The 24,034-nt window shown below is 45.2% G+C and carries 21 protein-coding genes and 3 pseudogenes; 13 read left to right on the forward strand and 11 right to left on the reverse strand.

Annotated features, from left to right (window positions below; translation table 11 throughout):
* Positions 1 to 240 precede the first annotated feature (240 nt).
* Together B9T16_RS12120 and B9T16_RS12125 are read right to left on the reverse strand one after the other, a co-directional pair.
* Positions 241 to 2,310, reverse strand: a complete 2,070-nt coding sequence (locus B9T16_RS12120; protein WP_410244873.1) for a cation:proton antiporter — start codon at positions 2,308 to 2,310, stop codon at positions 241 to 243.
* A gap of 114 nt (positions 2,311 to 2,424) precedes the next feature.
* The gene (locus B9T16_RS12125; protein WP_410244874.1) at positions 2,425 to 4,179 is read right to left on the reverse strand and encodes an alpha-amylase family glycosyl hydrolase; all 1,755 of its coding nucleotides are present in this window, start codon (positions 4,177 to 4,179) and stop codon (positions 2,425 to 2,427) included.
* Between the two features lie 337 nt (positions 4,180 to 4,516).
* Here B9T16_RS12125 and B9T16_RS12130 point away from each other — a divergent pair, with 337 nt between their 5' ends.
* Positions 4,517 to 5,953, forward strand: a complete 1,437-nt coding sequence (locus B9T16_RS12130; RefSeq protein WP_410244875.1) for a glutaredoxin domain-containing protein — start codon at positions 4,517 to 4,519, stop codon at positions 5,951 to 5,953.
* Between the two features lie 10 nt (positions 5,954 to 5,963).
* On the opposite strand, the gene B9T16_RS12135 is transcribed toward B9T16_RS12130, so the two are convergent.
* Positions 5,964 to 6,317: a hypothetical protein gene (locus B9T16_RS12135; protein WP_006618917.1), complete on the reverse strand. Its 354-nt coding sequence runs from the start codon at positions 6,315 to 6,317 to the stop codon at positions 5,964 to 5,966.
* Positions 6,318 to 6,373: 56 nt separating this feature from the next.
* Positions 6,374 to 7,072 carry a tRNA (guanosine(37)-N1)-methyltransferase TrmD gene (gene trmD, locus B9T16_RS12140; protein ID WP_006618918.1) on the reverse strand — a complete coding sequence of 233 codons (699 nt, stop codon included), beginning with the start codon at positions 7,070 to 7,072 and terminating at the stop codon, positions 6,374 to 6,376.
* Positions 7,073 to 7,976: 904 nt separating this feature from the next.
* Between trmD and B9T16_RS12145 the strand changes: the two genes are divergently transcribed.
* From B9T16_RS12145 to cphA, 3 genes and pseudogenes are all read left to right on the forward strand, one after another.
* A complete protein-coding gene (locus B9T16_RS12145) occupies positions 7,977 to 8,138 on the forward strand; it encodes a hypothetical protein (protein WP_014275163.1) in 162 nt (53 codons plus the stop codon).
* A 27-nt stretch (positions 8,139 to 8,165) separates the two neighbouring features.
* Complete coding sequence (locus tag B9T16_RS12150) at positions 8,166 to 9,023, forward strand: cyanophycinase (protein WP_006618919.1); 858 nt, start codon at positions 8,166 to 8,168, stop codon at positions 9,021 to 9,023.
* A 204-nt stretch (positions 9,024 to 9,227) separates the two neighbouring features.
* A pseudogene (cphA, locus tag B9T16_RS12155) lies at positions 9,228 to 11,842 on the forward strand (cyanophycin synthetase).
* A gap of 46 nt (positions 11,843 to 11,888) precedes the next feature.
* Here the strand turns inward: cphA and B9T16_RS12160 are convergent.
* Both B9T16_RS12160 and B9T16_RS12165 read right to left on the reverse strand, forming a co-directional pair.
* Positions 11,889 to 12,683: a phycobilisome rod-core linker polypeptide gene (locus B9T16_RS12160; RefSeq protein ID WP_410244876.1), complete on the reverse strand. Its 795-nt coding sequence runs from the start codon at positions 12,681 to 12,683 to the stop codon at positions 11,889 to 11,891.
* Between the two features lie 62 nt (positions 12,684 to 12,745).
* Positions 12,746 to 13,264, reverse strand: a complete 519-nt coding sequence (locus B9T16_RS12165) for a phycobilisome protein (protein ID WP_317270343.1) — start codon at positions 13,262 to 13,264, stop codon at positions 12,746 to 12,748.
* Positions 13,265 to 13,515: 251 nt separating this feature from the next.
* On the opposite strand from B9T16_RS12165, the gene B9T16_RS12170 reads away from it, so the two are divergent.
* A complete protein-coding gene (locus B9T16_RS12170) occupies positions 13,516 to 13,680 on the forward strand; it encodes a hypothetical protein (RefSeq protein ID WP_190490456.1) in 165 nt (54 codons plus the stop codon).
* On the forward strand, positions 13,677 to 14,852 hold the full coding sequence (locus B9T16_RS12175; RefSeq protein WP_006618923.1) for a COP23 domain-containing protein: 1,176 nt from the start codon (positions 13,677 to 13,679) through the stop codon (positions 14,850 to 14,852). Before B9T16_RS12170 ends, B9T16_RS12175 begins: the two co-directional genes overlap by 4 nt.
* A 68-nt stretch (positions 14,853 to 14,920) precedes the next feature.
* Here B9T16_RS12175 and B9T16_RS12180 read toward each other — a convergent pair whose 3' ends face one another.
* The 3 genes from B9T16_RS12180 to B9T16_RS12190 form a co-directional block, all read right to left on the reverse strand.
* Entirely contained in the window at positions 14,921 to 15,952 is a 1,032-nt protein-coding gene (locus B9T16_RS12180) for a C39 family peptidase (protein ID WP_410244877.1), read from the reverse strand.
* A gap of 172 nt (positions 15,953 to 16,124) precedes the next feature.
* Positions 16,125 to 16,559, reverse strand: a complete 435-nt coding sequence (locus tag B9T16_RS12185) for a bacterioferritin (protein ID WP_006618925.1) — start codon at positions 16,557 to 16,559, stop codon at positions 16,125 to 16,127.
* Entirely contained in the window at positions 16,556 to 16,735 is a 180-nt protein-coding gene (locus B9T16_RS12190) for a hypothetical protein (protein ID WP_410244878.1), read from the reverse strand. Before B9T16_RS12190 ends, B9T16_RS12185 begins: the two co-directional genes overlap by 4 nt.
* A gap of 324 nt (positions 16,736 to 17,059) precedes the next feature.
* On the opposite strand from B9T16_RS12190, the gene B9T16_RS12195 reads away from it, so the two are divergent.
* The 4 genes from B9T16_RS12195 to cbiQ all read left to right on the forward strand — a co-directional run bounded on the left by B9T16_RS12195 (position 17,060) and on the right by cbiQ (position 20,125).
* Positions 17,060 to 17,938, forward strand: a complete 879-nt coding sequence (locus B9T16_RS12195; RefSeq protein ID WP_410244879.1) for a hypothetical protein — start codon at positions 17,060 to 17,062, stop codon at positions 17,936 to 17,938.
* Positions 17,939 to 17,986: 48 nt separating this feature from the next.
* A complete protein-coding gene (locus B9T16_RS12200) occupies positions 17,987 to 18,502 on the forward strand; it encodes a carboxypeptidase regulatory-like domain-containing protein (protein ID WP_410244880.1) in 516 nt (171 codons plus the stop codon).
* A gap of 33 nt (positions 18,503 to 18,535) precedes the next feature.
* Complete coding sequence (gene cbiM, locus B9T16_RS12205) at positions 18,536 to 19,180, forward strand: cobalt transporter CbiM (protein WP_317270339.1); 645 nt, start codon at positions 18,536 to 18,538, stop codon at positions 19,178 to 19,180.
* A 174-nt stretch (positions 19,181 to 19,354) separates the two neighbouring features.
* Positions 19,355 to 20,125, forward strand: a complete 771-nt coding sequence (cbiQ, locus tag B9T16_RS12210) for a cobalt ECF transporter T component CbiQ (protein WP_006618930.1) — start codon at positions 19,355 to 19,357, stop codon at positions 20,123 to 20,125.
* A 15-nt stretch (positions 20,126 to 20,140) separates the two neighbouring features.
* Here the strand turns inward: cbiQ and tsaB are convergent, their stop codons facing one another.
* Both tsaB and B9T16_RS12220 read right to left on the reverse strand, forming a co-directional pair.
* Positions 20,141 to 20,773 carry a tRNA (adenosine(37)-N6)-threonylcarbamoyltransferase complex dimerization subunit type 1 TsaB gene (gene tsaB / locus B9T16_RS12215; RefSeq protein WP_006618931.1) on the reverse strand — a complete coding sequence of 211 codons (633 nt, stop codon included), beginning with the start codon at positions 20,771 to 20,773 and terminating at the stop codon, positions 20,141 to 20,143.
* Positions 20,774 to 20,899: 126 nt separating this feature from the next.
* Complete coding sequence (locus tag B9T16_RS12220; protein WP_197535919.1) at positions 20,900 to 21,751, reverse strand: hypothetical protein; 852 nt, start codon at positions 21,749 to 21,751, stop codon at positions 20,900 to 20,902.
* 257 nt (positions 21,752 to 22,008) lie between these two features.
* On the opposite strand from B9T16_RS12220, the gene B9T16_RS12225 reads away from it, so the two are divergent.
* The 3 genes and pseudogenes from B9T16_RS12225 to B9T16_RS12235 all read left to right on the forward strand — a co-directional run.
* Positions 22,009 to 22,854: an Rpn family recombination-promoting nuclease/putative transposase gene (locus B9T16_RS12225; protein WP_410244881.1), complete on the forward strand. Its 846-nt coding sequence runs from the start codon at positions 22,009 to 22,011 to the stop codon at positions 22,852 to 22,854.
* Between the two features lie 159 nt (positions 22,855 to 23,013).
* Positions 23,014 to 23,310: pseudogene (locus B9T16_RS12230) on the forward strand (DUF2887 domain-containing protein); the annotation flags it as partial.
* Between the two features lie 104 nt (positions 23,311 to 23,414).
* Positions 23,415 to 23,999 (forward strand): annotated as a pseudogene (locus B9T16_RS12235) (DUF2887 domain-containing protein); the annotation flags it as partial.
* Between the last annotated feature and the right edge of the window lie 35 nt (positions 24,000 to 24,034).

Consider the following 24,034-nt stretch of genomic DNA (forward strand, 5'->3'; position numbering starts at 1 on the left):
CGTTACCCTCTGCTCTGTGATTTTTCAGTTCGCTTAGGACCTTGAGTTCCCTGCCTTGCTTAGATTTCCCTAAGCGTCGGGACATATAAACAGTTATAGGGATGGTCAGGAGTGCGCTCCTTATATCCAACCCAGGGGTTGAAGTCGCTACCAAGTAGTTATTTTAGGCATCTCAACCTTATTTCATACCTGAACGTCTCGCAAACCTGAGAGTCATTGTAGCAGGTTCCTCGCCAAAAATCAAGAGTGTGGTTCACCAAATAGGATAAAGGAACAGGTCAAACTCTTAATCATTTCCGTAGTGACATCGCTTACAGCCAGACCCCCAGCGGTGCGACGACGCATCGATCGCAATACGACTAAATCAAAGGATTGAGAGGCTTTGAGAAGTGCATCAGATACATTGTCATGGACTAAGACCTGAATATCAGATTTGACCTGGGGTCCTGATGCTAGAATTGTGGATAATTCCGACTCCAACTCATTCACCTGTTCCCTAGAAGTGCGGCGATCGCAAACTTGCAATAACATTACCTCAGCTTGGTTACTATCAGCAAACAGTTGAGCAAATCGAATAGTTCTAATCGCTTGGGGGGTAATATTTTTAACCGGAACCAAAATCCGATGGATGTCAATAGGTGCTTCCAATAGCTTTAAGACAGCCACCGGACAATGGGAAGACCAAAATACATTATCAATTAAGTTACCTAAAAGTCTGGCTCGTAGGCTAGTGTTAGAATTCCAACCAATCACAATTAAACTCGCGTCAAATTCCCTAGCGGTGCGGCTAATTCCTTCAGCAATATCGTCATCGATACGGAGTCTAGTTTCAGTTTTGACACCAAACTCCTTAGCCACTTCTGCGGCTTTTTCTAAGAGGCGATCGCTTTGACGCAAGGTAACATCTAACTGAGGTTCATCCATTTGTACATGAGCTTGGGTAATCGTGATGGGAACCACTAAACCCGACTCGTGACGCGCCAATAAACCCGCCATTTCCACTAAATACCGCACCGACATAGGGTTAGATACAGCCACGACAACTGTAAATTGATTCCAGGGATTTTCTAAGCCTATTTCTGAATGTTTTTCAGGTATCCAAGCCTCTTTGGGTGCTTGTAAATTAGGTTTGGGGATAGATAATCGACTCCCAAAACGAGCGGTTAATATTGGTCCCAAAACTGAAGTGACCAACATTAGCACAATCACCGTATTAAAGACTTGCTCAGATATCAACCCTACCCGTTCAGCGGCTAAGGCGGCGGCGAGGGTAGCAGCCACCTGGGGAACAGATAAAGCCCACATAGTCATTGTTTCGTTCCAGTTATAACGAAACAGTAATTTCATCCCAGTAGCAGCCATTAACTTACTACCTAGTAAGCCTAAAACAATAGCTAAAGTTAAGCCAATACCAGTTGTTAAACTTTGAATAAAAGCCGGAACATCAATGAGTAATCCCATCCCCACAAAGAAAAAGGGAATAAATAGGGTACTACCTACAAACTCCACTTTTTCCTCTACCGGACTATGACCGATCACATCATTAACCGCCAAGCCTGCTAAAAATGCACCGACAATTTGATCAACATTGATAATTTGTGAGCCTACCGAGACCAAAAAAACTGCCAGCATGACAAACAGAAACTGATTACTTTCTTCATTTCCTGTACGCCTAAAGTATTCCTTTCCAGCCCAATCTAAACCAAACAGGACAATAGCAGCATAAATTCCTAGGGCTGCTAATTGTATAATTATGGAAGTAGCGGAAAAATCTCCCCCATGAATGGAAATACAAATAGCCAGCACCAATAAAGCGGCAATATCAGTAAAAATAGTGGCTCCAATAGTGACGACTACTGATTCATTGGCAACTACTCCTAATCGTGCTACAATGGGATAACCTAATAAGGTATGGGAAGCTAGTAGAGAACCCATTAAAATTGATGTGTTTATACCATAGCCAACTGATAAACCAATTGCGGTTCCTACGGTTAAAGGGAAAGCAAAGGTCATCAGACCAAAGGATAGGGATCTATTTCGTTTGCGCCTAAATTCTTCTAGGTCAATTTCTAAACCCGCCACAAACATTAGGTAAATTTTGCCGATATCCGAAAGTAATTTCATAATTTCGGAGTCAGGAGACAAAACTTGCATTCCGTTGGGTCCTAATACTACTCCCGCAAATAATAAACCCACCAAACCGGGGAGTCGAAGACGCTCGAAAATGGGAGGAATGGTTAAACTGACTAGGATCAGAATTGTAAATGGGACTATTGGACTCTCTGGAATTAGGTTTAAAAATTGTTCCATATCAAGGGTGAATTGAACTTAGGCGGGTTTTAGCTAGGTTTTGCTAGGTTATCACAGATTGCACGGTTAACTCTAAAAATTCTTAGCGATCGCTCTGAGTCTGATCATGCTGTACTAGAATTTGTTGGTAATCCACACGGCTTGATAGGGTTGTAAGATGTACTTGGAGTAAATATCGGTAATCATTTCCCCACTGATTAAATCTAACCAAGGATCTATACAGATCAGGTTGACATCTCTTAAATTGAGTTGTTGGGGTTTATCGGTCAGATTAAAGATACAGAAAATGCTTTGGTCTCTGGTCATACTTTGTCGCCAAAACCCAAATAGCGATCGCTTTAATTGTAGGGTGTATTGAGTGGCGTTAGGATGAAAAGCACCCTGTTGGCGACGGATTTTAATGCGCCGACACATTTCACGGAATACAAGCGATCGAGGAGAATGGGGGTTCTCTAAATCCTTTTGTAAATCCTCAATCTGCCACTTATAGCGATTAATTGACCGATTCATTCCCGTCTCTTTTAACCTTTCATAATCATTGGGAGTAGCCAATAAACTATGAATATAAAATGCCGGAATTCCCTCTAAAGACATCATCAGAGTTTGGGAACAAATAAAGCGTTGAATTTGCCAGGTATCTTCTCCTTTAACTGTGCCTTTCATGGCATCAAATAAGGAAATATTAATTTCATAGGGACTCTCACTACCATCTGGCTTTTTCCTCATGCTAATTTTACCGCCTAATTTCTCCATAGTGGTTAACAGGCTTTGATATTCATCATCGGAAAGTAAACCCTCAGCCGGACGTAAACCAATGCCATCATGGGAAGCCGTAAAATTAAAGTAAGCACAGCCTAGGGGGGCGGGTGGCATACTCATCATCCAGGTTTTGAGATGGTCTGATTTACCCTGAAGCATCGCATTTAACAACAGTGGCGGCAAGCTAAAGTTATAAATCATGTGCGCCTCATTTCGATTGCCAAAATAGCTGAGATTTTCCCGGTTTGGTACGTTAGTTTCGGTAATTAAAGCTACTTCTGGATCTATCATATTTACCAGTTCCCGCAGTAGTTTAATAATGGCATGGGTTTGGGGTAAATGAATGCAAGATGTGCCGATTTCTTTCCACATAAAACCCACAGCATCTAGGCGAATATATCTGGCTTTGGCATTCACTATATAAAATCTGATGATTTTCAAAAACTCAATTAAGACATCATGATTGGCAAAATTAACATCAATCTGATCTTCGCTAAAAGTTGCCCAAACGTGCTTTTCTCCATGGACAGTTTCTACTTTGACTAATACGGGACTGTTGCGGGGTCTGACAACTTCTGATAGGTCGGTTTCGGGTTCAACCACTATAAAATAATCAGAGCCTGGTTTTTCTCCGGCTTGGAATTGTTGGAACCATTGGTGCTTACTGGAAACATGATTAAGCACTACGTCTACCATTAAGTTAAATTGACTAGCAATGGTTTTGATATCTTCCCAGTCTCCGAGTTCCTGATTAACGCTTAAATAGTCACTGACGGCAAATCCATCATCTGAGGTATAGGGAAAAAAGGGTAAAATATGCACCCCGGTGATGGTATCTTGCAGGTGTTCTCCTAAAAATTTTGCCAAAACTTCTAGGGGTTTTTGGTCAGTATCCCGGCTACAAATACTATCGCCATAGGTGATTAACGTAACGTTGTTTTCTCTCCATTTATTGGGGTTTTCATTGCCGTTTGGTATATATAAATTGTCGCCAATCACAGCAAATAAACGGTCTAAAATACTCGGGATTGTGGCGGGTTCGTAGGCAATTTCTAGTAAGGGCTGGAGACGCACACAAAAATATTGATAATCACTATCAGTCGATCGCATGGGTTTCATATTGCTTCCTTTTTTATAACTGAATTATCGCTGGTCTGATGATATGGAGAATGGCGACAAGGTTAAGAAAGGTTAAAATTTGGCATTTTAACAGTAAATCAAGTTATAGTAAATGCAGAGAACCAGTCAGTGCAAATTTTCGTCAAGTTCTTAGTAGATGCTTTGGCTTGGTGATGCTACCGCTGGTAGTAGGCTAACTACCCCTAACTTGTAAGCATAACCGATTTTACCATAATCGTCTAGGGGGAGCCACAATTTTGGTTGAAGTGTCGGCCACTTGAGGAGCGATCGCCATTTGAAGCATTCATCAATTAACAGGCTAAGTCTTATGTTGAAGAAAACCTGGTTGCGTCAAACTATCATATTCTGTTTTTCCCTATTACTGGGAATACTAACCGTAACAGCCGGAGCCATATCTGCTAATGATGTGACTTCCGTAGATGTGTTATTTTTTACCAGCGAAAACTGTCCCTATTGTCGTCAACAAAAAGCCTTTTTACTTCCCCTAGAAGAAGCTAATGATAATGTCACTCTAACTATGGTTGATGTTGACAAACAGCCGGAAAAATTCCAAGGATTTCTTGAGGAAAATAACCTGAGTAGTCGCGCAGTTCCCCGAACGATAATTGGTGATAAATCCTTTATCGGTTTCTCCCCAGACCCAGGAGAGTTAGAATTTATCCCATCCTATCAGGCTTATATAGGCTATCAGAACCAAATTATTAATGCTATTGAAGCCGAGTTAGCAACTGCTATTATCATTCCCGGTCAAACGGTTAATGTGGAACCTACACCCACTCCACAAGCTACACAGACTCCACCACCTTCACCACAAGGTATACCTGTCTGGGTTTTATCATTTTTACCCCTAGCTTATGTAGTCACCTACCCAATTTTCAGCATTAAAGATAAACCAGTCGAAACGAAGCGATTATGGTTGGGGGGACTAACAGGTGTAATTATGGTTAGTCTATTTTTAGCGATCGCATTTACCCCAGATGCAGTAATTAGAGGATTTGCGGCGGCTTTACCCTTCCCCCTATTTGTATTTATCATCGCCTTAGCCGACGGGTTTAATCCCTGTGCTTTTACAGTGTTAATTATCCTATTATCGCTGCTAACCTATACCAAAAGTAGGCGAGATATGGCGATAGTGGGTTCCACCTTTGTAGTGACATCAGGGGTCATGTATTTTGTGTTTATCATGGCCATGGTATTAGTGGGCTCAATTTTCATAGATAGATATGGTCAAATAGTGATGATTATATTGGGTACAGTGATCACCATTGCTGGCTTAATTAACATCAAGGACTTCTTTTGGTTCAAAAAATCTGTGTCTCTGTCTTTATCCAAAGACCAGCAAATTGAGATTACCAAAAAAGCCCGAAACATCGTCAACCAATTACAATCAGCTAAAAGCGATCGCCGCAAATTTGCCGCCGCCTTATTTGCTACAGTTTTATTAGCAATTTTCGTCAACCTAGTAGAGTTAGGATGTACAGCGATTTTACCCACTGTATATATGGCCACCCTAGTCAACTATTGTCAGACCAATGCTTTACTGTGTTATAGTGTGTGGACTGCCTTTTATAGTGTAGTCTATATTCTGCCGCTCTTAGGGATTCTGATCAGTTTTATCTACTCTTTTTCATCCTATCGGCTCACGGAAGAAAAAGGGCGATTACTGAAACTATTTGCGGGAGCCTTTATGGTATTCTTTGGATTAGTGATGATTGCTAAACCCGAATTACTGGTCTTAGGATAGATCAACCCCGTCAGTAGACCACCGTACAGAACAAAAAATTAACGCGATCGCCCAGTTGTTGTTTTAACTCATCTAGGGAGGCTGCATCACTCACCAAATTCCCGCCTTTTAGGGCTACCCATCTACCTCGGTAGTCCTGGCGGTTTTGGACAACCCAGTTAAAATTCAAAGACATCTCAGGGTTAGGTGGTAAGCGGTGAAACTCCAAGGTTTTCGGTCCAAAAACCTGCATATATCGTTTAATTTTGTCAGAGTTAGGATAAGACTTAAACGCTTCGCCAGCTAAATCTGCGGCTTGATGGAAATTATCCTGACTCAAAGCGCGATCGATGGCGGTAATATATTGCTCAGGTGAGTGATTCATGGGATTTCACAGATAGTTGCGATCGCCGTTAAGAGGGGGTTAGGGGTTTTGTCAGTTCAATTTTCCGGCTTAGGAAGTTCCAGATCCGATAACAGGTCAGGACGGCGCTGTTGGGTGCGTTGAAGTTGTTGTTCTCGTCGCCATTGTTGAATATCAGCATGATTACCAGAGAGCAAAACATCAGGGACACGCATTCCCCGAAACTGAGCCGGGCGGGTATAGTGGGGATAGTCTAGTAGTCCATCCTCAAAACTCTCCGCCTTGAGGGATTCAACCTTACCCACAGTACCCGGTCGCAGTCGCACCACACCATTAATCAAAGCCAGGGCTGGAATTTCGCCCCCAGTTAGGACGAAATCACCCAAAGACACCTCCCGAGTCACCAGGTGCATAACCCGCTCATCGATGCCTTCGTAGTGTCCACAAATCAACACAAGTTGGTCATAACCAGTAGCCAAATCGCGAAATAGTCCCTGTTGCATAGTTTCGCCCTGGGGGGTCAACATAATCACCTCTCGTCTGGGAAGAGAGGGAAGGGACTCAACCGCCGCAAAAATCGGCTCAGGTTTCAAGACCATTCCCACCCCGCCGCCGTATGGTTCATCATCGACTCTTCGGTGCTTGTCCAGGGCAAAATCCCTAGGATTAGTGCAGTAGACCGCCGCGATCTGGCGAGCTATTGCTTTAGCTAGAAGTCCTGACTGTAGAGGGCTAGAGAAAAATTCAGGGAATAGGGTAATAATGTCAAATCGCACGGAACCTCAAACCAAGCCAGTGACTGGTGACATATTCCAGGCACCGACCCGCTAGGGTTAGTACCTGGTTCCCAGAATCGCTCCTGAGAGTTTCCTGCTTCATGGGTCTTCCCTAGCAGTTGTTGGTACAAGCGATATGTATCTCCCAACAGTGTTGCCCCGTTCAGATACCTCGACAGGCAGCTTTACCGTGTGTCTCACGGCTGACTTGTGCAAACCGTTCCCGGAGTTGAGAGGTCCCGGCAATGCCTAACTTTAACTCTCAATCGGTCGCGCGTAGTTAGCGGATAGAATCATTGTAGCAAATTGGTACAGACTATGGCTGAAAAAGATGGGCAAGTGAGACTTTTAGTCACAGCAATTAGACAACTTGAGCCTTAGTGCCAAGGAACCAAAAGGACAAAAACAGATGTGATCCGTGAACTCCTTGTTATACAATCGGGCAGGAGGGCTGGGTGTAGCACCCTCCATCCCGAAAATCTGGGAAAGTCCGGTGGGTCTCTGACTCTAGCGACTCGGTTAGGGGTGAGGGCATATCCTTAGTCTAAAGAATTGTTTAAATCCGTATCAAAATATACTAAAATGCTAATATTTCCGCTAATTTGGTAATTTTTCGTGGCAGCATTTGTGTGCATTTCCGGCAAAAGGAGATTAACCGAGGGTCTGCCAAGCAAATAGAATCTGGTGTGATCACCTTCAAGTCCAAATTTATCCGGGTTCCCTGGCAGGATTTAAGTTAAATTGGCTATTAAGCAAATGTTAAATTCGAGCATCTCTAACTCAAGAGACGGGGGAATCAGGGCAGGTGATGGGGGATGAATCGAGAAAGAACCATAACCCATTGGGAAACTAGCCAGATTCGTTGTCAAATTGGGTAAATATCCTCTGGTTAGGGCGATAGTTAGTGTCACTCACCTACAACCGAGGAGGGCAACTTCACAAGAGACAAAGTTTTGCTGTCCCCTTTTATGCCAAATTTATGTCAGAAGGCAGTGAAGTAAAAGCAGACCCGGAAAAGGGTGGTGGTGCAGAATCTGGAGTCCGCCAAAGAAGCCCGCTAAGTTGAATTCATGCCTATCATGAGGAGAACAATATGCAGCAGTTGACATCTCAAGCCCTTGAACAGATGATTAATCAAAAAACTCAAACCTCAATTTTAGTCATTGGAGGAGCCGAAGATAAGGTTCATGGACGTGAGATTCTGCAAACCTTTTTCAGTCGTGCTGGGGGGGAAAATGCCCAACTGGCAATTATTCCCTCAGCCTCCAGAGAACCGAGTATTCAAGGGGAACGCTACCAGAAAATTTTTGAGACTATGGGAGCAAAGACTCTGAAAGTATTTGATATTCGGGAGCGACATCACTGTGAAGATCCACAATGGCACGATTATTTGGAAAATTGTACAGGGGTGTTCATGACAGGAGGAGATCAGTTAAGGCTGTACAGTTTGTTGGCAGATACGCCCCTAATGGAGAAAATTCGGGTGGCAGCTAGGGCGGGTAAAATAGCCCTGGCGGGAACCAGTGCCGGGGCGGCGGTGATGAGCCATCACATGATCGCTGGGGGTGGTAGTGGGGAATCTCCTAATCGATCGCTAGTGGATATGGCTACCGGGCTGGACATTCTACCGGATTTGATCGTAGACCAACATTTTCATAATCGCAACCGCTTCTCTCGTCTAATTAGTGCGATCGCCGCCCATCCCGAGAAAATGGGGATTGGCATTGATGAAGACACCTGCGCCATGTTTGAAGGAGAAGGGCGAGTGCGGGTAATTGGTAAGGGAACCGTGACCATAATAGATGCTAAAGATCTATCCTATACCAATGTAGCCCAGGCGGGGGCTACGGACCCACTGAGCTTATTTAACTTGCGGGTCAATATTCTCTGCCACGGTGACAGTTATAATATGCGAACCCACACCGCCTTCCCAGCAGCAGCCAGCTTATAGTTCGGATTGCTGTATCATATTCAGGTCGCAAAACTGTTCAATGCGAACAGTTTTGAGGTCTTTGAAGTTTGACATTGAATAACACAGAGACTTGTCACCAAAATAATTCCTGGATCACCCACCGAGACAGATATGAAAATTCTTAGAATCCTAACTCTCAGAGGTCCTAACTACTGGAGTATCAGACGACACAAGCTGATCGTAATGCGTCTTGACCTAGAAGAATTATCAGAACGCTACTCCTCAGATATTCCCGGATTTTATCAAGGTTTAACTTCCGTTTTGCCTAGTTTAGTAGAGCATTGTTGTTCTCCGGGAGTGCGGGGTGGCTTTCCAGTCGGGTGGAACGGGGAACATTAATGGGTCATATTATAGAGCACGTGGCCCTGGAACTTCAACAACTAGCGGGAATGCCTGTGGGGTTTGGTCGGACGCGGGAAACCTCGACTCCGGGAGTGTTTCAGGTGGTCTATGAGTACGAAAATGAACAGGCGGGCCGATATGCAGGGCGGGCGGCGGTGCGTCTGTGTCAGAGTATTGCCGAAACTGGCACTTATCCGGCTGAAGAACTAACTCAGGATATCGAAGACCTCAAGGAATTAAAAGCCCAAGCTGCCCTCGGTCCGAGTACAGAAGCGATCATCAAAGAGGCTGAATTTCGCCATATCCCTTGGATGCAACTAAACGCCCGGTTTATGATCCAGTTTGGTTATGGTGTCAATCAAAAGCGCATTCAAGCTACCCTCACCAGTAGCACTGGTATTTTGGGGGTGGAACTGGCCTGCGATAAGGAAGGCACTAAACAAGTGCTGCGGGATGGGGGGATTCCTGTACCACGGGGGACGGTAATTCGTTACTTTGAAGACCTCACTGATGGGATCGAAGATGTGGGGGGCTATCCTATTGCCATTAAACCCCTAGATGGCAACCACGGCCGAGGTATTACCCTAGATGTGACTCGTTGGGAAACGGCTCAGGCGGCCTATGATGCAGCCAGTGAAGCCTCAAAAACCCGTAGTGTGATTATTGAGCGATTCTACAAAGGTCGAGATCATCGGGTTTTAGTCGTCAATGGTCGGGTGGTAGCAGTGTCGGAAAGGGTCCCCGCCCATGTGGTTGGTAATGGTAAATCCACCATTGAGGAATTAATCGAGGAAACGAACAAAGACCCTCGCCGGGGAGATGGACATGATAACGTCCTGACCCGAATTGTGGTTGATCAAACGGTGCTTTCTATGATTGAGGAAGCCGGATATACTATCGATTCCGTCCTACCAAAGGGGGAAGTTTGCTTTTTGCGGGCTACGGCTAACCTCAGTACGGGGGGCAGTGCTATCGATCGCACTGATGAAGTCCACCCAGAAAATATCTGGCTATTTGCTCGGGTTGCCAAAATTATTGGCCTAGATGTGGCCGGAATTGATGTAGTTACCCCAGATATTTCTAAACCCCTGCGGGAGGTGGATGGCGTGATTGTGGAAGTTAACGCCGCCCCAGGATTTAGAATGCACGTCGCCCCCAGTGAAGGCCTACCCCGTAATGTCGCCGGGGCGGTGATGGATATGCTATTCCCAGGGTCTACCCCTAGTCGGATTCCCATTCTGTCGGTCACCGGCACTAATGGCAAAACTACCACCACTCGCCTGTTAGCCCACATTATGAAGCAGACAGGAAAGGTGGTTGGTTATACTACCACCGATGGCACTTATATCGGCGATTATATGGCCGAACCAGGGGATAATACAGGACCCCAAAGCGCTCACCTGATCCTCTGTGACCCCACCGTAGAAGTCGCAGTCCTTGAATGTGCGCGGGGGGGAATTTTGCGATCGGGTCTGGGTTTTGATACCTGTGATATCGGTGTCGTCCTTAATGTGGCGGCTGATCACCTGGGTTTGGGAGATATCGATACCATTGAACAAATGGCTAAGGTTAAAAGTGTGGTGGCTGAGGCCGTCAGCGATCGCGGTTATGCTATCCTTAATGCTGATGACCCCCTAGTGGCTGCCATGTCCGCACGGGTGAAAGCTCAAGTGGCTTATTTCTCCATGAATCCCGATAATGAGATTATTGTGCGCCATACGGAAGCCGGAGGATTGGCGGCGGTCTATGAAAATGGCTATCTGTCAATTCTCAAGGGTGATTGGACTCTGCGGATTGAACAGGCGGTTAATGTTCCCCTGACTATGGGGGGTATGGCTCCGTTTATGATTGCTAATGCTTTGGCAGCTTGTGTCGCCGCTTTTGCTCAAGGGGTGAAAATTGAGCATATTCGCACCGCTTTGGCTACTTTCATTGCTTCGGCTGACCAAACTCCCGGACGCATGAATCTGTTTAATATGGGCAGTTATCATGCTTTGATCGATTATGCCCATAATCCCGCTAGTTATGAAGCCTTGTCTGGGTTTGTCAATAATTGGCCGGGGCCTCGGATTGGGGTGGTAGGAGGTCCAGGCGATCGCCGTGATGAGGATTTTGTGACTCTGGGTAAATTGTCCGCTAAGATGTTTGACCGGATTATCGTGAAGGAAGATGATGATACGCGAGGACGACCTCCGGGAGATGTGGCGGTTCTGATTACTCAGGGAATTGAGGAGGTTCTGTCACCTGTTCGCGATCCTCGGGTTAAGTATGAGACTGTCCTTAATGAGACCGATGCCATTAATATGGCTTTAGAACAGGCTCCCAAGGAGTCTCTGGTGGTGATTTTACCTGAGAGCGTCAATCGGGCGATCGCTTTGATTAAAGCCCGTAATCCTATCATCGATACTGACCCACCAGGCGCTAATTTAAGCGCGGCTAATGTCGAAATCAGTTAACAGGGGTTCCCCTCGGTGCGTCATCTGACGCACCAGACCACCATAACTAATCACCCAGTAAAACGGCATCTTCTGGAGTCATAAACTCCAACACCTGTTGTCGAATCCCATTTTCTATGCGTTTGCGAGATATTCGCTGTTCGGGAATGCGGTTTTCAAACAGGATTTTAGAAATTTCCTGGATGCACTCCATAATTTTTTCCGCCTCAGTTTCCGTCATCGTCCCCACCACCACCGTCGGAGATGGTTGTAACTCCTCTGGCGGTGTTTCTTCAGTTGGAGCCCCCTGACCCTCACTATCAGAGTTCAGATGTAGCTTTTGTTGATAGTGATTCGGAATACCCCAGCCGCGCTGTCCGGGGTGTTCATGTGCGAGGCGCTCATTTTCTAAATATTCAGTCGCGGACTGATACAAAGCCTGTTCACGCCAGTAGGGAACCGTAAAATAGCCGAAGCATTTACGATACTCCTCTGAGTCCACCATATCCGAAACCAGTGCCCCTACACCATGTCGCAGCAGAATGTTATCCCAATGGTGTATTTCCTCATCTCCGTGGGGTGTGCGCCCTAAAAAATGCTTACAGGCATTTTCGATAAACTTGAGGTTAGAACTATTCTCATAGAAATGTTCTAAATAAACCGGTCGCACTACTAAACTTTTCAGGAAGTGGCGGATTCCTAGTTTCCCTTTTTTGAAGTCCCTTTCTAAATCCCATAATTGCTTACGTTCCGAATCATAGGGCTGACGTTCTAAGACTTGCTGATAGATTTTACTCAGCACAAATGTGCGCTCTTCAACGGACGCATCATGGGTAGTGGTGATGGTTTCATGTAAGGGCATACTTTCCGCTCCTATTATGCTTTAATCGCATCCAAAAATCACATCCAAAAAACACTAACTAATTAACCTTTAGAGCTGGCTGCGCCCCGTTGTACTGTTGCCATCAACTTAGGTGGAATGTCTAAGACTTCCATAATGATATCCATGTAAGGTTTAAGCAGTTGATTGCAAACGCTGGGAAGTTTCTCCTGCATGGTTTCTTCCAAGCAGTGATAGGCTTTTAAGCAGGCGACGTTTCTCTGGTAGGCAGACAGAATATTAGCTAACCACAACATCAACGACTCCCGAAAATAGCGGGGGTCATCCCGTAACATAGCCACCGACATTAAGCAGATCGCCATGTTCATATCGTAAATACAGCGCTTCGAGTGTTGCTGCATTACTTCCGGGTGAATCAGCATAAACTTTTTCAAGGCAATCTTGATCAGTTCGGGGGATTTCGCCCGCATAATTTCATAGGTTTTTGTCCGTGCCGGGAGGGTTTGAATATATTGCTGAAAGGGCTTGAGTTCTGCGTCGCTTAGATAACGCCCATCTGCCTGGATCATTAACTCTTCCCATGCCAAATTAATTGTCGGCATTTTTGTTATCCTCTCACTCTGAATCGGCTATTGACTGTACACTTACCATTGTATACTCTCTTTTTAGAACTTTGATGCTGACCCCAGACAAAAATCAACAATTCGCTACCATGGATAAATAATGCACATTTTGCCATTTTTGTCAAGTGCCAAAAAGCGATCGCCACTGGTAAATCCCCCACTGATTCAGAAAATATGAGTGAGATTACCTATTTAGTGATTTAGTTGGGTAGAATAGCAGTTAATGGAATGTGCCACAATGGAACACAGAGGCGGCGATCATGCGTCAGGGGTCGTACAGTCGTATGGAAATAGATAATCACGCTAGGTTAAATGATATCCCCCTGGTGAGGTCGTCAGTAGTGATAGCCTCGACCTTTCTATCTATTTCAGCAGCATTAGGAGAAAAACTATGAATATTATCAGTCTTAAACATTGGTCTGTAGGCACAGCAGCGTTAGGCATTCTGGCTCTGCACAGTGTCGCACCGAGTCTAGCTCAGTATTATCCCTACTATAGCTTTTTTAACCCCATGTCTTCCTACTACGAGTCAGAAGACGATTTAGGGTTAGCAGAGGTTATAGGTAAACAGGACCGATTGAGGACACTGGGGAAAGCCTTACAAGACACCGGTTTGAGCCAACAACTCCAGGGGGAAACTTACACCATTTTAGCACCAACAGACGCAGCTTTTGCTAATCTGCCTCGTGAAATTCGCGATCGCCTTTTCCGGCCAGAAAATCAGGGAATGCTGCGAGAGATTTTAAACTATCACGTTGTCGCTGGTCGCATCACCCAGCAGCAGGTAGAATCCGGGGAAATCACGACTCGGCAAGGGAACACTGTTCGCATTAGTGGCAACCCCAGAGACCAAAAACTAATGCTTAACGAGGCTAACGCTGATCAGTTACCAATTCCCGGTCCTAATGATAGTGTAATTGTTGTGATTGATCGAGTTTTGTTACCCCCCGGACTCATTCCCCTAGGAATCCAAAGCACAAACCCCCCCCAGGAAACAACTCAGCCGATACCAACTAATGATAATTCCTCTAACCAGGCTATGGTGAACCCTCCCACCGTTTCCCGAACTCAGTTTATCTGTGAACAAGGGCCAGACGGTTTACCTACCACCTATGCAGTCACACCCAGAGGACGGGTTCCTGTGATTAAATGGTATTCGGACTATTTCAGTAGTTCCGGCTATACCTCTGAACAACGCTGTCGGGAAGTTTCCGCGCGGTTCCAAAACTTTTACAGTTTGGGTTGGTTAAATTACATTACCCACGGCATAGTTAATCGCCAAAATGTCGTATGTGTGGCTAGTGACAATGCCATTCCCTGTTCAGGCGATCGTGTTTTATTCACTCTCAAACCCGGCTCAGACCCTGTGACTACTGTACAACAGCTTTTTAATGTGCGCGCCGGAGCCAGTAGTCCCCTATTTGAAAGCGAAGACGACAGCGGCGTGTATATTGACTTTAACAATTTTCTGGAAGCCACCCCAGTAGAAGGCACATCGACTCCCGCCACCCCATCTACTCCCGCCACCCCAGGAAATAATCCCCCTTCTGGTGGACCCATTTGGTAGTCGTGAAGACCGAGGCACAGAAAACCGGAATTTCTGGTTATAGTTTTGTGCCTCAATCATCCCTAGAATTATGGGGCGATAAAGTGAACCCAAAAATTGCCATCCGGGAGGCACAGTCGCCGGATTAAAGAGTAAGAATAGGTCAGATATGCTCCACTCAAATCAGTACGATATCCACTAGAGAACCATTCGCCATAGGGGTCGTGAACTATGAACCCAGAGCTATTATAACCTACTACTGGCATGATGTGACCAAAGGAGGTAAAATAACCATGGATTACGGTAGGTTTTCCTTCCGCCAACCATTCTTTTACATCATCAATAGTCGCGTTAGTCGTGAAGTAGTCTTTACAGCCATACTCTCGGACAATTTTGGCTAAATCTTGGGGACTGTGGCGGCTATAGCCCTTATTGAGAGCATATTCATATAACTCATCCTCAAATTGACCATAACTAACCCGACGACGAGCCCCATAATAGCTCAGACACATAGCGATCGAGGTAACATTACATGATCCCGTAGGATTAAACCAGTTATCGAGTTGAGAAAAATAGGGAAAGTTCCGCAATCTCACTTCCGCTGGTAATAACTTGGGATAAACTAACTTTTTCCCCTGATATATTTCCCCGTGTTTATCAAAAATATACCAGATTGAATGCTGTTTAAAAGTTTCACTTCTGAGAGCAACTCTGATGTGATTTCGGTCTGGTTCAAAGGCTAATAACTGAAATTCTTGCCCAGCTTTAGCACCTTGTTTTTCCGATTCATTTAATTGAGCAGAATCAACGGGTCTCAGCTTGAGAATTGTATCCCTAGTGATTTTCAGGATGGGTATATCTGTGCGAATATCCTCTGGTTTCGTCGTCAGTAATTTTTGGGCTGTGATAGTTCCTAAAAAACCACTTTCCTGACATTCTAACAAGGTTTGAAAACGGTGCATAGCCGCATTAGACTTGGGGCCATAAATGCCATCAACTGGGGGGTCTAGTAAATTAAAACTCACCAAAATATTTTGAATCTGACGGGTGAGTTCTTCATCTTCGGCGATATCTTTCACATCGTACCGTTTATCTGTATTGATGATATCCTGGAGTTTCATGGCGGGTGTTTATCTCAAATGGGATAGTAGGGTTATAGCCGTCTTTGGGGTCTAGCTCAAATTAATCATAACATCAAAACTTCTCCCAGAGTCTTGATAATAGTTTAGCCCAGGTGGTCTGGTTACTTTCAACCACCTAGGCTATTGATCGCTTTAAATTGCGGACATTACCTCAGCTATAATCGCGCAACATCTTGCGAATTTCGATGCTGTGTAGTTCTTCCTGGCCAATCATAGTGCGAGCATATTCTTCCAGGTAAATACTGGCATTTTCTACAGTTTCCAGTAATTCTTTATACAGGGATAGAGCTTTTTTCTCATGGTTGAGACTTTCCGCCAATAAATCCTGTACCGAATGCTGATAAGTTTCCTCAATGGGAGCAATTCTTTGGCTAGGATGTCCTTCTAATCCTGTGAGAATTTCCCCCGCTTGTTGAGCATGGGTGAGGGACTCGGTAGCTTGAGCTTGAAAAAACTGTACAATTGGTAAACGATTCGGTCCGGTCACCATTAAGGAATAGTGAGTGTATCGAACCACCCCAGCTAACTCAAATTCCATGATGGAGTTAAGTAGCTCAATGGTTTTGTCCTGGTCAAGGTCTCTCATAATTTTCTATTAGTCTGTGAATCCCGCTTGACATCGCCTCCGTCAAAGGGACGGGGTTTGATAGCTTCCCCAACCCCCATCATTCCATAACGATTATAGGACATTATGGCACGACTTAACATTTGCGGCTGGTAGGTTGAGATGCCATTAGAGATATTCGGATTAATTTTTACCATGAAAAACAACATTTGTCAAGGGGTAAATCCCAACTTTAATCAAGGTCTGAGTGGTTAAGCAGTCCCGTTTAGGGAACCTGTCAAACTTTAATAAATGCCGCCAATATAGGCGGGTTAATCTACAATTATTGACTGCCTGTGCAGATAATTCTATGGCGGGGGCAATAATTAATAATCACAAAATTTACTCTCTTGACTATCCTTAAATTTATAGTCAATAAATATGCCCCCCAAGGGCATTGTCAAAAGAGACAATGTATGTTATACAAAATTCCATTAGTTTTATGTATAATGTGGGTGTTCAACCTGATTAGGGCTGGGAAGATGAAAAAACAGTTGTTAAAATTAGGCAATATATTATTGCTGGGGGCGATCGCATTATGTGCTTGTGCCGACACCCAGAACCTACAGAGTCAAACATCAGAAACTCCACCGTCGGAAACCACTGCTATACAGCCAGGGTCAGCCGAAATTGGGACTATAGAATTTCGCGCCAATGGAGAAGATTTTATCCGGGAAGGTTTTGTGAGTAAAGACGGTTGGGAACTGTCATTTAATCATGTTTATGTAACCATTGCCAATGCCCAAGCCTATGAAACTTTAATCCCCTATAATCCCGATACGGGAGTGGAACCTCAAGCCCAACAAATCATTAGTTTAGTAGAATTCCAAACCGTAGATTTAGCAGCAGGAGACGAGAGTGCTGCAACTATTTTAGTTAATGAAGTTCCAGCACCACCAGGGCGCTATAATGCGATTTCGTGGCAAATGGTTCCGGCGGTAGATGGTATGGCGGCGGGTTATTCATTAATGTTAGTGGGGACAGCATCAAAAGATGGTCTAACTGTACCATTTAACCTGAGATTCAATGAAGAAATGGCGTTTAGTTGTGGTGATTATGTAGGAGAAGAACGCAAAGGAACTTTACAGCAAGGGGGTCGCGCCGACTTAGAAGCAACGTTTCATTTTGATCACTTATTTGGAGACCCAGAAGCGGAGGCGGAGGCGGAGATTAATACTGGTGCATTAGGTTTTGAACCCCTAGCAGCGATCGCCACCCCAGAGGGTGTAGATGCCAATTTAGATACACTCAGAGAACAACTGGCGGAGGAAGATTATCAGAGAATCATGGCAATTTTACCGAATTTAGCCCATGTAGGTGAGGGTCACTGCGCCGAAAAGCCCATGAGTCGAAAAGATTGATCAACTCCCACATAATTTACTATTTTTGAATAATCAGGAGATGATTTAATGAACTGGAAACTTTGTATATCCCTACTATTTTGGACGATCGCCATACCAGAATCAGCGATCGCCCATGGAGTCATCGTCCAATCTCAAACCACCTCAGCCATCAAAATTAACGCCGCCTACGACTCAGGGACACCCATGGTTAACGCCGAGGTGAGAATCTACACCCCCCAGGACCCTAGCACCCCTTGGATGACCGGAAACACCGATGATAATGGTCAATTTTTATTCATTCCCGACCACGATAATAGCGGTTTGTGGGAAGCCACCGTCCGTCAAGCCGGACATGGGGCGTTAATTGCGATTCCGGTGAGTCCCCCAGGGGAACAGGTATCGGACAGCACCCAAAATGCGATCGCCTCCAATTCCGCATCAAGCCCTGTGCAAAAATGGGTAGCCGCCGCCGCCGTCATTTGGGGATTTATCGGCACCGCCCTATTTTTTACCCGATTAAAACCCTCTGATGATGTTGGAGACGACAGCCCCCATATAACCTCTCAAGAATCGCAAAACTAACCCACCATCAAACCTGACAAATATCATCAACTTATGCACATTTCTGAGGGAATTATTCCCGCCCAAATTTGTCTGGCTGGTTATGGAATCACCGGCTTAGTAACCTGGTATTCTCTGCGTCAAATCAACCGCCAAGCCAACCCCACCGCCAACATTCCCAAAGCCTCCCTATTAACCGCCGCCTTTTTTGTCGCCTCTTCCATACATATCCCCATCCCTCCCGCCAGTGTTCATCTAGTCTTAAATGGTCTTCTGGGGGCTATTTTAGGTTATTATGCTTTTCCGGCTATTCTCATCGGCTTAATATTCCAGGCGATTATCTTCGGACATGGGGGATTAACCACCCTGGGAATTAATGCGATAATTATGGGGATTCCAGCTATAATAGCCGCCGTAATTTTTCAAAGTAGACATCGATTTAGTCATCACCTGAAACCTACCATCAGCCTAAATTTATTCGGTTTTTTAGCAGGTGCGTCTAGTGTAGGTTTCTCCACCATCTTATTTTTAGTGATACTGATTACCAATCTTCCCTCGACCCTGGAAAGTCCAGCGGAAAAAGCTGCAATTATCGCCCTAATTATCGCCCATATTCCCCTGATGTTTATTGAGGGAGTATTTACCGCCATGGTGGTGAATTTCCTAAGTCGAGTCAAGCCAGAGTTATTAACCCAATAACCCCTATTACAGCTTGTTCACCAGTTGCTTAATACATTACCCTAACCCTAAATCCCTCTCCCAGAGAGGAGAGGGACTTTGAGATGTGATCAGATAATTTCTGAACAGGCTGTATTGATGGGGGAGTCTGAATAATCCCCCTAACTCACCCTTCCTAAACCGGAGAGATTAACTATGAAATTTAGGATAGATGAGTATGCTAATCTCGATTCATTTATTCATAGATGGAACCCCCAATCAAAGCTAATTGGGTTGGGAATATTAATGTTTGCTTTTGCTAATGTTCAACAACTCTGGCTAGTCCCCCCCATGTTGCTAGTCACATTAATATTATATACCATATCCAAACTTCCCCTATCCTTTTTAGGCGATCGCCTACAATATCCCGGACTGTTTATATTCGGGTTAGTTGGCTTATTGCCATTTATTTCCGGTCCGACTGTATTATGGTCTTGGGGACCCGTGATTATTCGCCAGGAAGGAAGTCTAGCCGTCTTGCTAATTGCGAGTAGATTTTTGGCAATTTTTACCACTGGAGTTGTCTTATTAGGGACTTGTCCATTTATCACCCTAATTAAAGCCATGCGATCGCTTGGTTTATCCCCCATTTTAGCGGATATGTTATTAATATCCTACCGATATATATTTGAACTCAGCCATCAGTTGCAAATGATGAAACGCGCCACCATATTAAGAGGTTTTCAACCCCACCAATTCAGTCGCCGAAATTTACAGATTTACGCAGCCTTAGCCGGGAGTTTATTAATTCGTAGTTATCAACAGTCCGAACAGGTCTATAAAGCCATGCAATTGCGAGGTTATGGAATCCCCGACAAAACCCATAAACCCTGGGAGTTTTTGACCGATTTTCCTAGTGCGATCGCCCTCGGAATCAGTTTAATGTTAGCCACCCTATTTGTCACCCTTTCCACCATCTCCACTTAACCGCAAATGGTGGGATTAATCTGCCATCAAATTCTGAACCGGATGCTGTCCATAAAATGGTAAAGCATCCGACCAGTGCGGGCGATTTCCCTGTTCCCATAACAGAGTAGCCCATTCTAATATAGCACAACTTGTGTGTCCGAGTCCACCCGTCAGCAAGATTTTTTTTAATGGTTTATCTTGTTGAGATAACAGCATTTCCCACTGTGAGGGAGACATAACACTATCAGCCAATTCTGTCACCAAACCCTGGGAAGAAACCTGATAAATAGCCACAAATAATTGTCCCCGTTGTGCCGGCATTTCTAGGGCAATATTCCCCGCATAATCCCCCGCTAAATTATAGGCAGCCGCCGCCAAAGTAGAAATCGCAAACAGGGGAATATCTAACTGTTGTGCGAGGGTTCTCGCCGTCACCACTCCCAAGCGAGTCCCCGTAAAACTTCCCGGCCCCCGCGCCACTGCGATTAGTTGTAAATCCGACCAAGTTTGAGGGGGCATAAATTCCGATATATGTTGATGTAGTTGGGTTGATAAATCCCTGCCCAAATGCCAAGTTTGGCAGCGCACAGGTTCCCCAAACTTCCCCATAGCTAAACCCAATTCTGGGCTACTGGTATGGATAGCCAAACCATAGTTTTTTGCCATTAGTGTACCTTGTGTAACTCACTGATATTATGCTATCCTAATAAGTGTAACTTTCTGCATAAAGCCCATGTAAATCCAGTTTACCAAAGTTAGGTCATCAATGAGAAAAGCTATAACCGACAATAATTAAGGATTTCGCTGGCCCGGTTCTGGACTCAGAATAATAACATATTCTCCGGCTGTGCTTTGCTGAATAATCACCAGGGGAGGGCGGGTATCAGAGGGGGCATTTTCAGGCAATGATGGGAAAATATAATATTGACTGTCTCGGTCAATTAACAGCCGCCAGACAATTTGTTGATCCGGCTGAGTTTTATCGTTATAATCTCGATCTAGTAAGGTTTTATAAAGTTCCAAATCTCCGATAAATCGAAAATTTCCCACCGCTGGGTCATCAGTCAGGTCGTTGATTTTGCGACCTAGGGGCAGCCGATTTTCTGGAGCAATTACAGTTACCACTGGCAGCATTGATGTATGGTTATGGGCATCTCGAATCGCGTCTAGGTTTCCCTGAGTTTGACCTAGATAAAATAAACCCGCCAAACACCAACCAGCAATCACGAATTCATTTAAAAAGTTTTTATCATAGTCAATTGGTTGTAAGTCCGGGAAAATCTGCAAAGTGCGAGTCGCTCGATAGCGGCGCTGTTTGAGGCTAATTTTTAACAGATAATCACGGCTGGCGTTGATAAAATGAGCGAATTTGCCGCTACTGCACTCCAGCAATTTGAGAGTAAGATAAATTAGCAAACTGATAGCGATCGCCACTCGAAATGTTCGCCAAAACGTAGACCACTCGCCGCTGGCAAAGTTGCCAAAAAAGACCTGAAGCGGGGCAATAAAAAACGATTCTATCGGCAAATCCAACGTGGTAATTTCAATTTGAAAATAACCGAAATATGCCCAGCGGTAAATCCAGCCCGTAAAATACAAGCCGACTCCTAATATAGTTAATAAACTGGCTAATCTACTAAACATTAAACCTCCATCGCCCATTAAACCCATGACCATGATTTGGCGGAGGGGAATCACTACTTATGCTATAGCGTTTCTCATATCCATAAGGTACAGCCCACTCAAAGAGAAGCCGCTGCGCGTCTACACCGCAAACCCCTCTCCCATACGGGAGAGGGGCTTTGAAAAGCACCTCACCAATCCACCGAACCGCTATAACAGTTAATGATACCCTTGGAAATCAAGGCAATTTAACCCCTATTATCGAGCCATTATCCCCCGTGAAAACTGATAGTATCTTCTACCGAATTTTCCAACAGTACACCCGCAGCTTCTTTGAACTGCTGAACCGCCCACCCGAAGAAAGCGATCGCTACCAATTCACCTCTGTAGAAGTGAAACAACTAGCCTTCCGCCTCGACGGAGTATTTCTCCCGACGACCTCAGAAGGCGATCGCCCCTTCTACCTAGCGGAAGTGCAATTTCAACCCGACGACGACCTCTATTATCGCATTTTCGCGGAACTGTTCCTCTACCTGCGACAATACCGACCCTCCCACCCGTGGCAGGTCGTCGTTATCTATCCCAACCGTAGCATTGAGCGGGAACAATCCCACCAATTCCGGGAACTCCTGAACTCAGACCGGGTGACTCGGGTTTATCTCGACGAGTTGGAAAGTGAAAACCGTTTGGGAGTTGGTATCATCAAATTGGTACTCGAATCCGAATCGGAGGCGATCGCATCAGCCATAAACCTGATCGAGCAAGCCGAACAAACCCTCCCCCCAGAATCAATTCAACGGGATATCATTGATATCATCGAAACTATAGTTATTTACAAACTACCCCAAATAAGTCGCGAGGAGATTGCCCAAATGTTAGGACTCACCGATTTAAAACAAACCCGATTCTATCAAGAAGCATTTGCCGACGGTCGCCAAGAAGGTCGCCAAGAAGGTCGCCAAGAAGGTCGCCAAGAAGGGGTGCAAGAAGGTCTCCAACAGGAAAGGATAAATATTGTTGTGCGTTTGGCAAATTTGGGAAATAGTGCGGAAGCGATCGCCGAAATGTTGGGTTTACCATTGGAGGAAATTCAGCAAATTTTGTCATCTCGTGCTGACAACTAGGAGCGCGCATCAAAGTTATGGGCGAGGCGATCGCCTTCATTGCCTGCCTACCCAGAAAACCTATCAGTTAACCAGTGGGTTACAATCAAAAACAAAACTGCCAAGGAGACCAGGGCAAATCAAGGCAATTTAACCCCTATTATCGAGCCATTATCCCCCGTGAAAACTGATAGTATATTCTACCGAATTTTCCAACAGTACCCCCGCAGCTTCTTTGAACTGCTGAACCGCCCACCCGAAGAAAGCGATCGCTACCAATTCACCTCTGTAGAAGTGAAACAACTAGCCTTCCGCCTCGACGGAGTATTTCTCCCGACCACCTCAGAAGGCGATCGCCCCTTCTACCTAGCCGAAGTGCAATTTCAACCCGACGACGACCTCTATTATCGCATTTTCGCGGAACTGTTCCTCTACCTGCGACAATACCGACCCTCCCACCCGTGGCAGGTGGTCGTTATAGCGTTTCTCATATCCATAAGGTACAGCCCTCACCCCAAACCCCTCTCCCAACAGGGGAGAGGGGCTTTGAAAAGTACCTCACCAATCCACCGAACCGCTATATCTATCCCAACCGTAGCATTGATCGGGAACAGTCCCACCAATTCCGGGAACTCCTGAACTCAGACCGGGTGACTCGGGTTTATCTCGACGAGTTGGAAAGTGAAAACCGTTTGGGAGTTGGTATCATCAAATTGGTACTCGAATCCGAATCGGAGGCGATCGCATCAGCCATAAACCTGATCGAGCAAGCCGAACAAACCCTCCCCCCAGAATCAATTCAACGGGATATCATTGATATCATCGAAACTATAGTTATTTACAAACTACCCCAAATAAGTCGCGAGGAGATTGCCCAAATGTTAGGACTCACCGATTTAAAACAAACCCGATTCTATCAAGAAGCATTTGCCGACGGTCGCCAAGAAGGTCGCCAAGAAGGTCGCCAAGAAGGTCGCCAAGAAGGTCGCCAAGAAGGTCGCCAAGAAGGGGTGCAAGAAGGTCTCCAACAAGGTCTCCAACAGGAAAGGATAAATATTGTTGTGCGTTTGGCAAATTTGGGAAATAGTGCGGAAGCGATCGCCGAAATGTTGGGTTTACCATTGGAGGAAATTCAGCAAATTTTGTCATCTCGTGCTGACAACTAGGAGCGCGCATCAAAGTTATGGGCGAGGCGATCGCC

Origin of the sequence: Arthrospira sp. PCC 8006 (assembly GCF_046480465.1) — a bacterium.
Classification (GTDB): domain Bacteria; phylum Cyanobacteriota; class Cyanobacteriia; order Cyanobacteriales; family Microcoleaceae; genus Limnospira; species Limnospira platensis.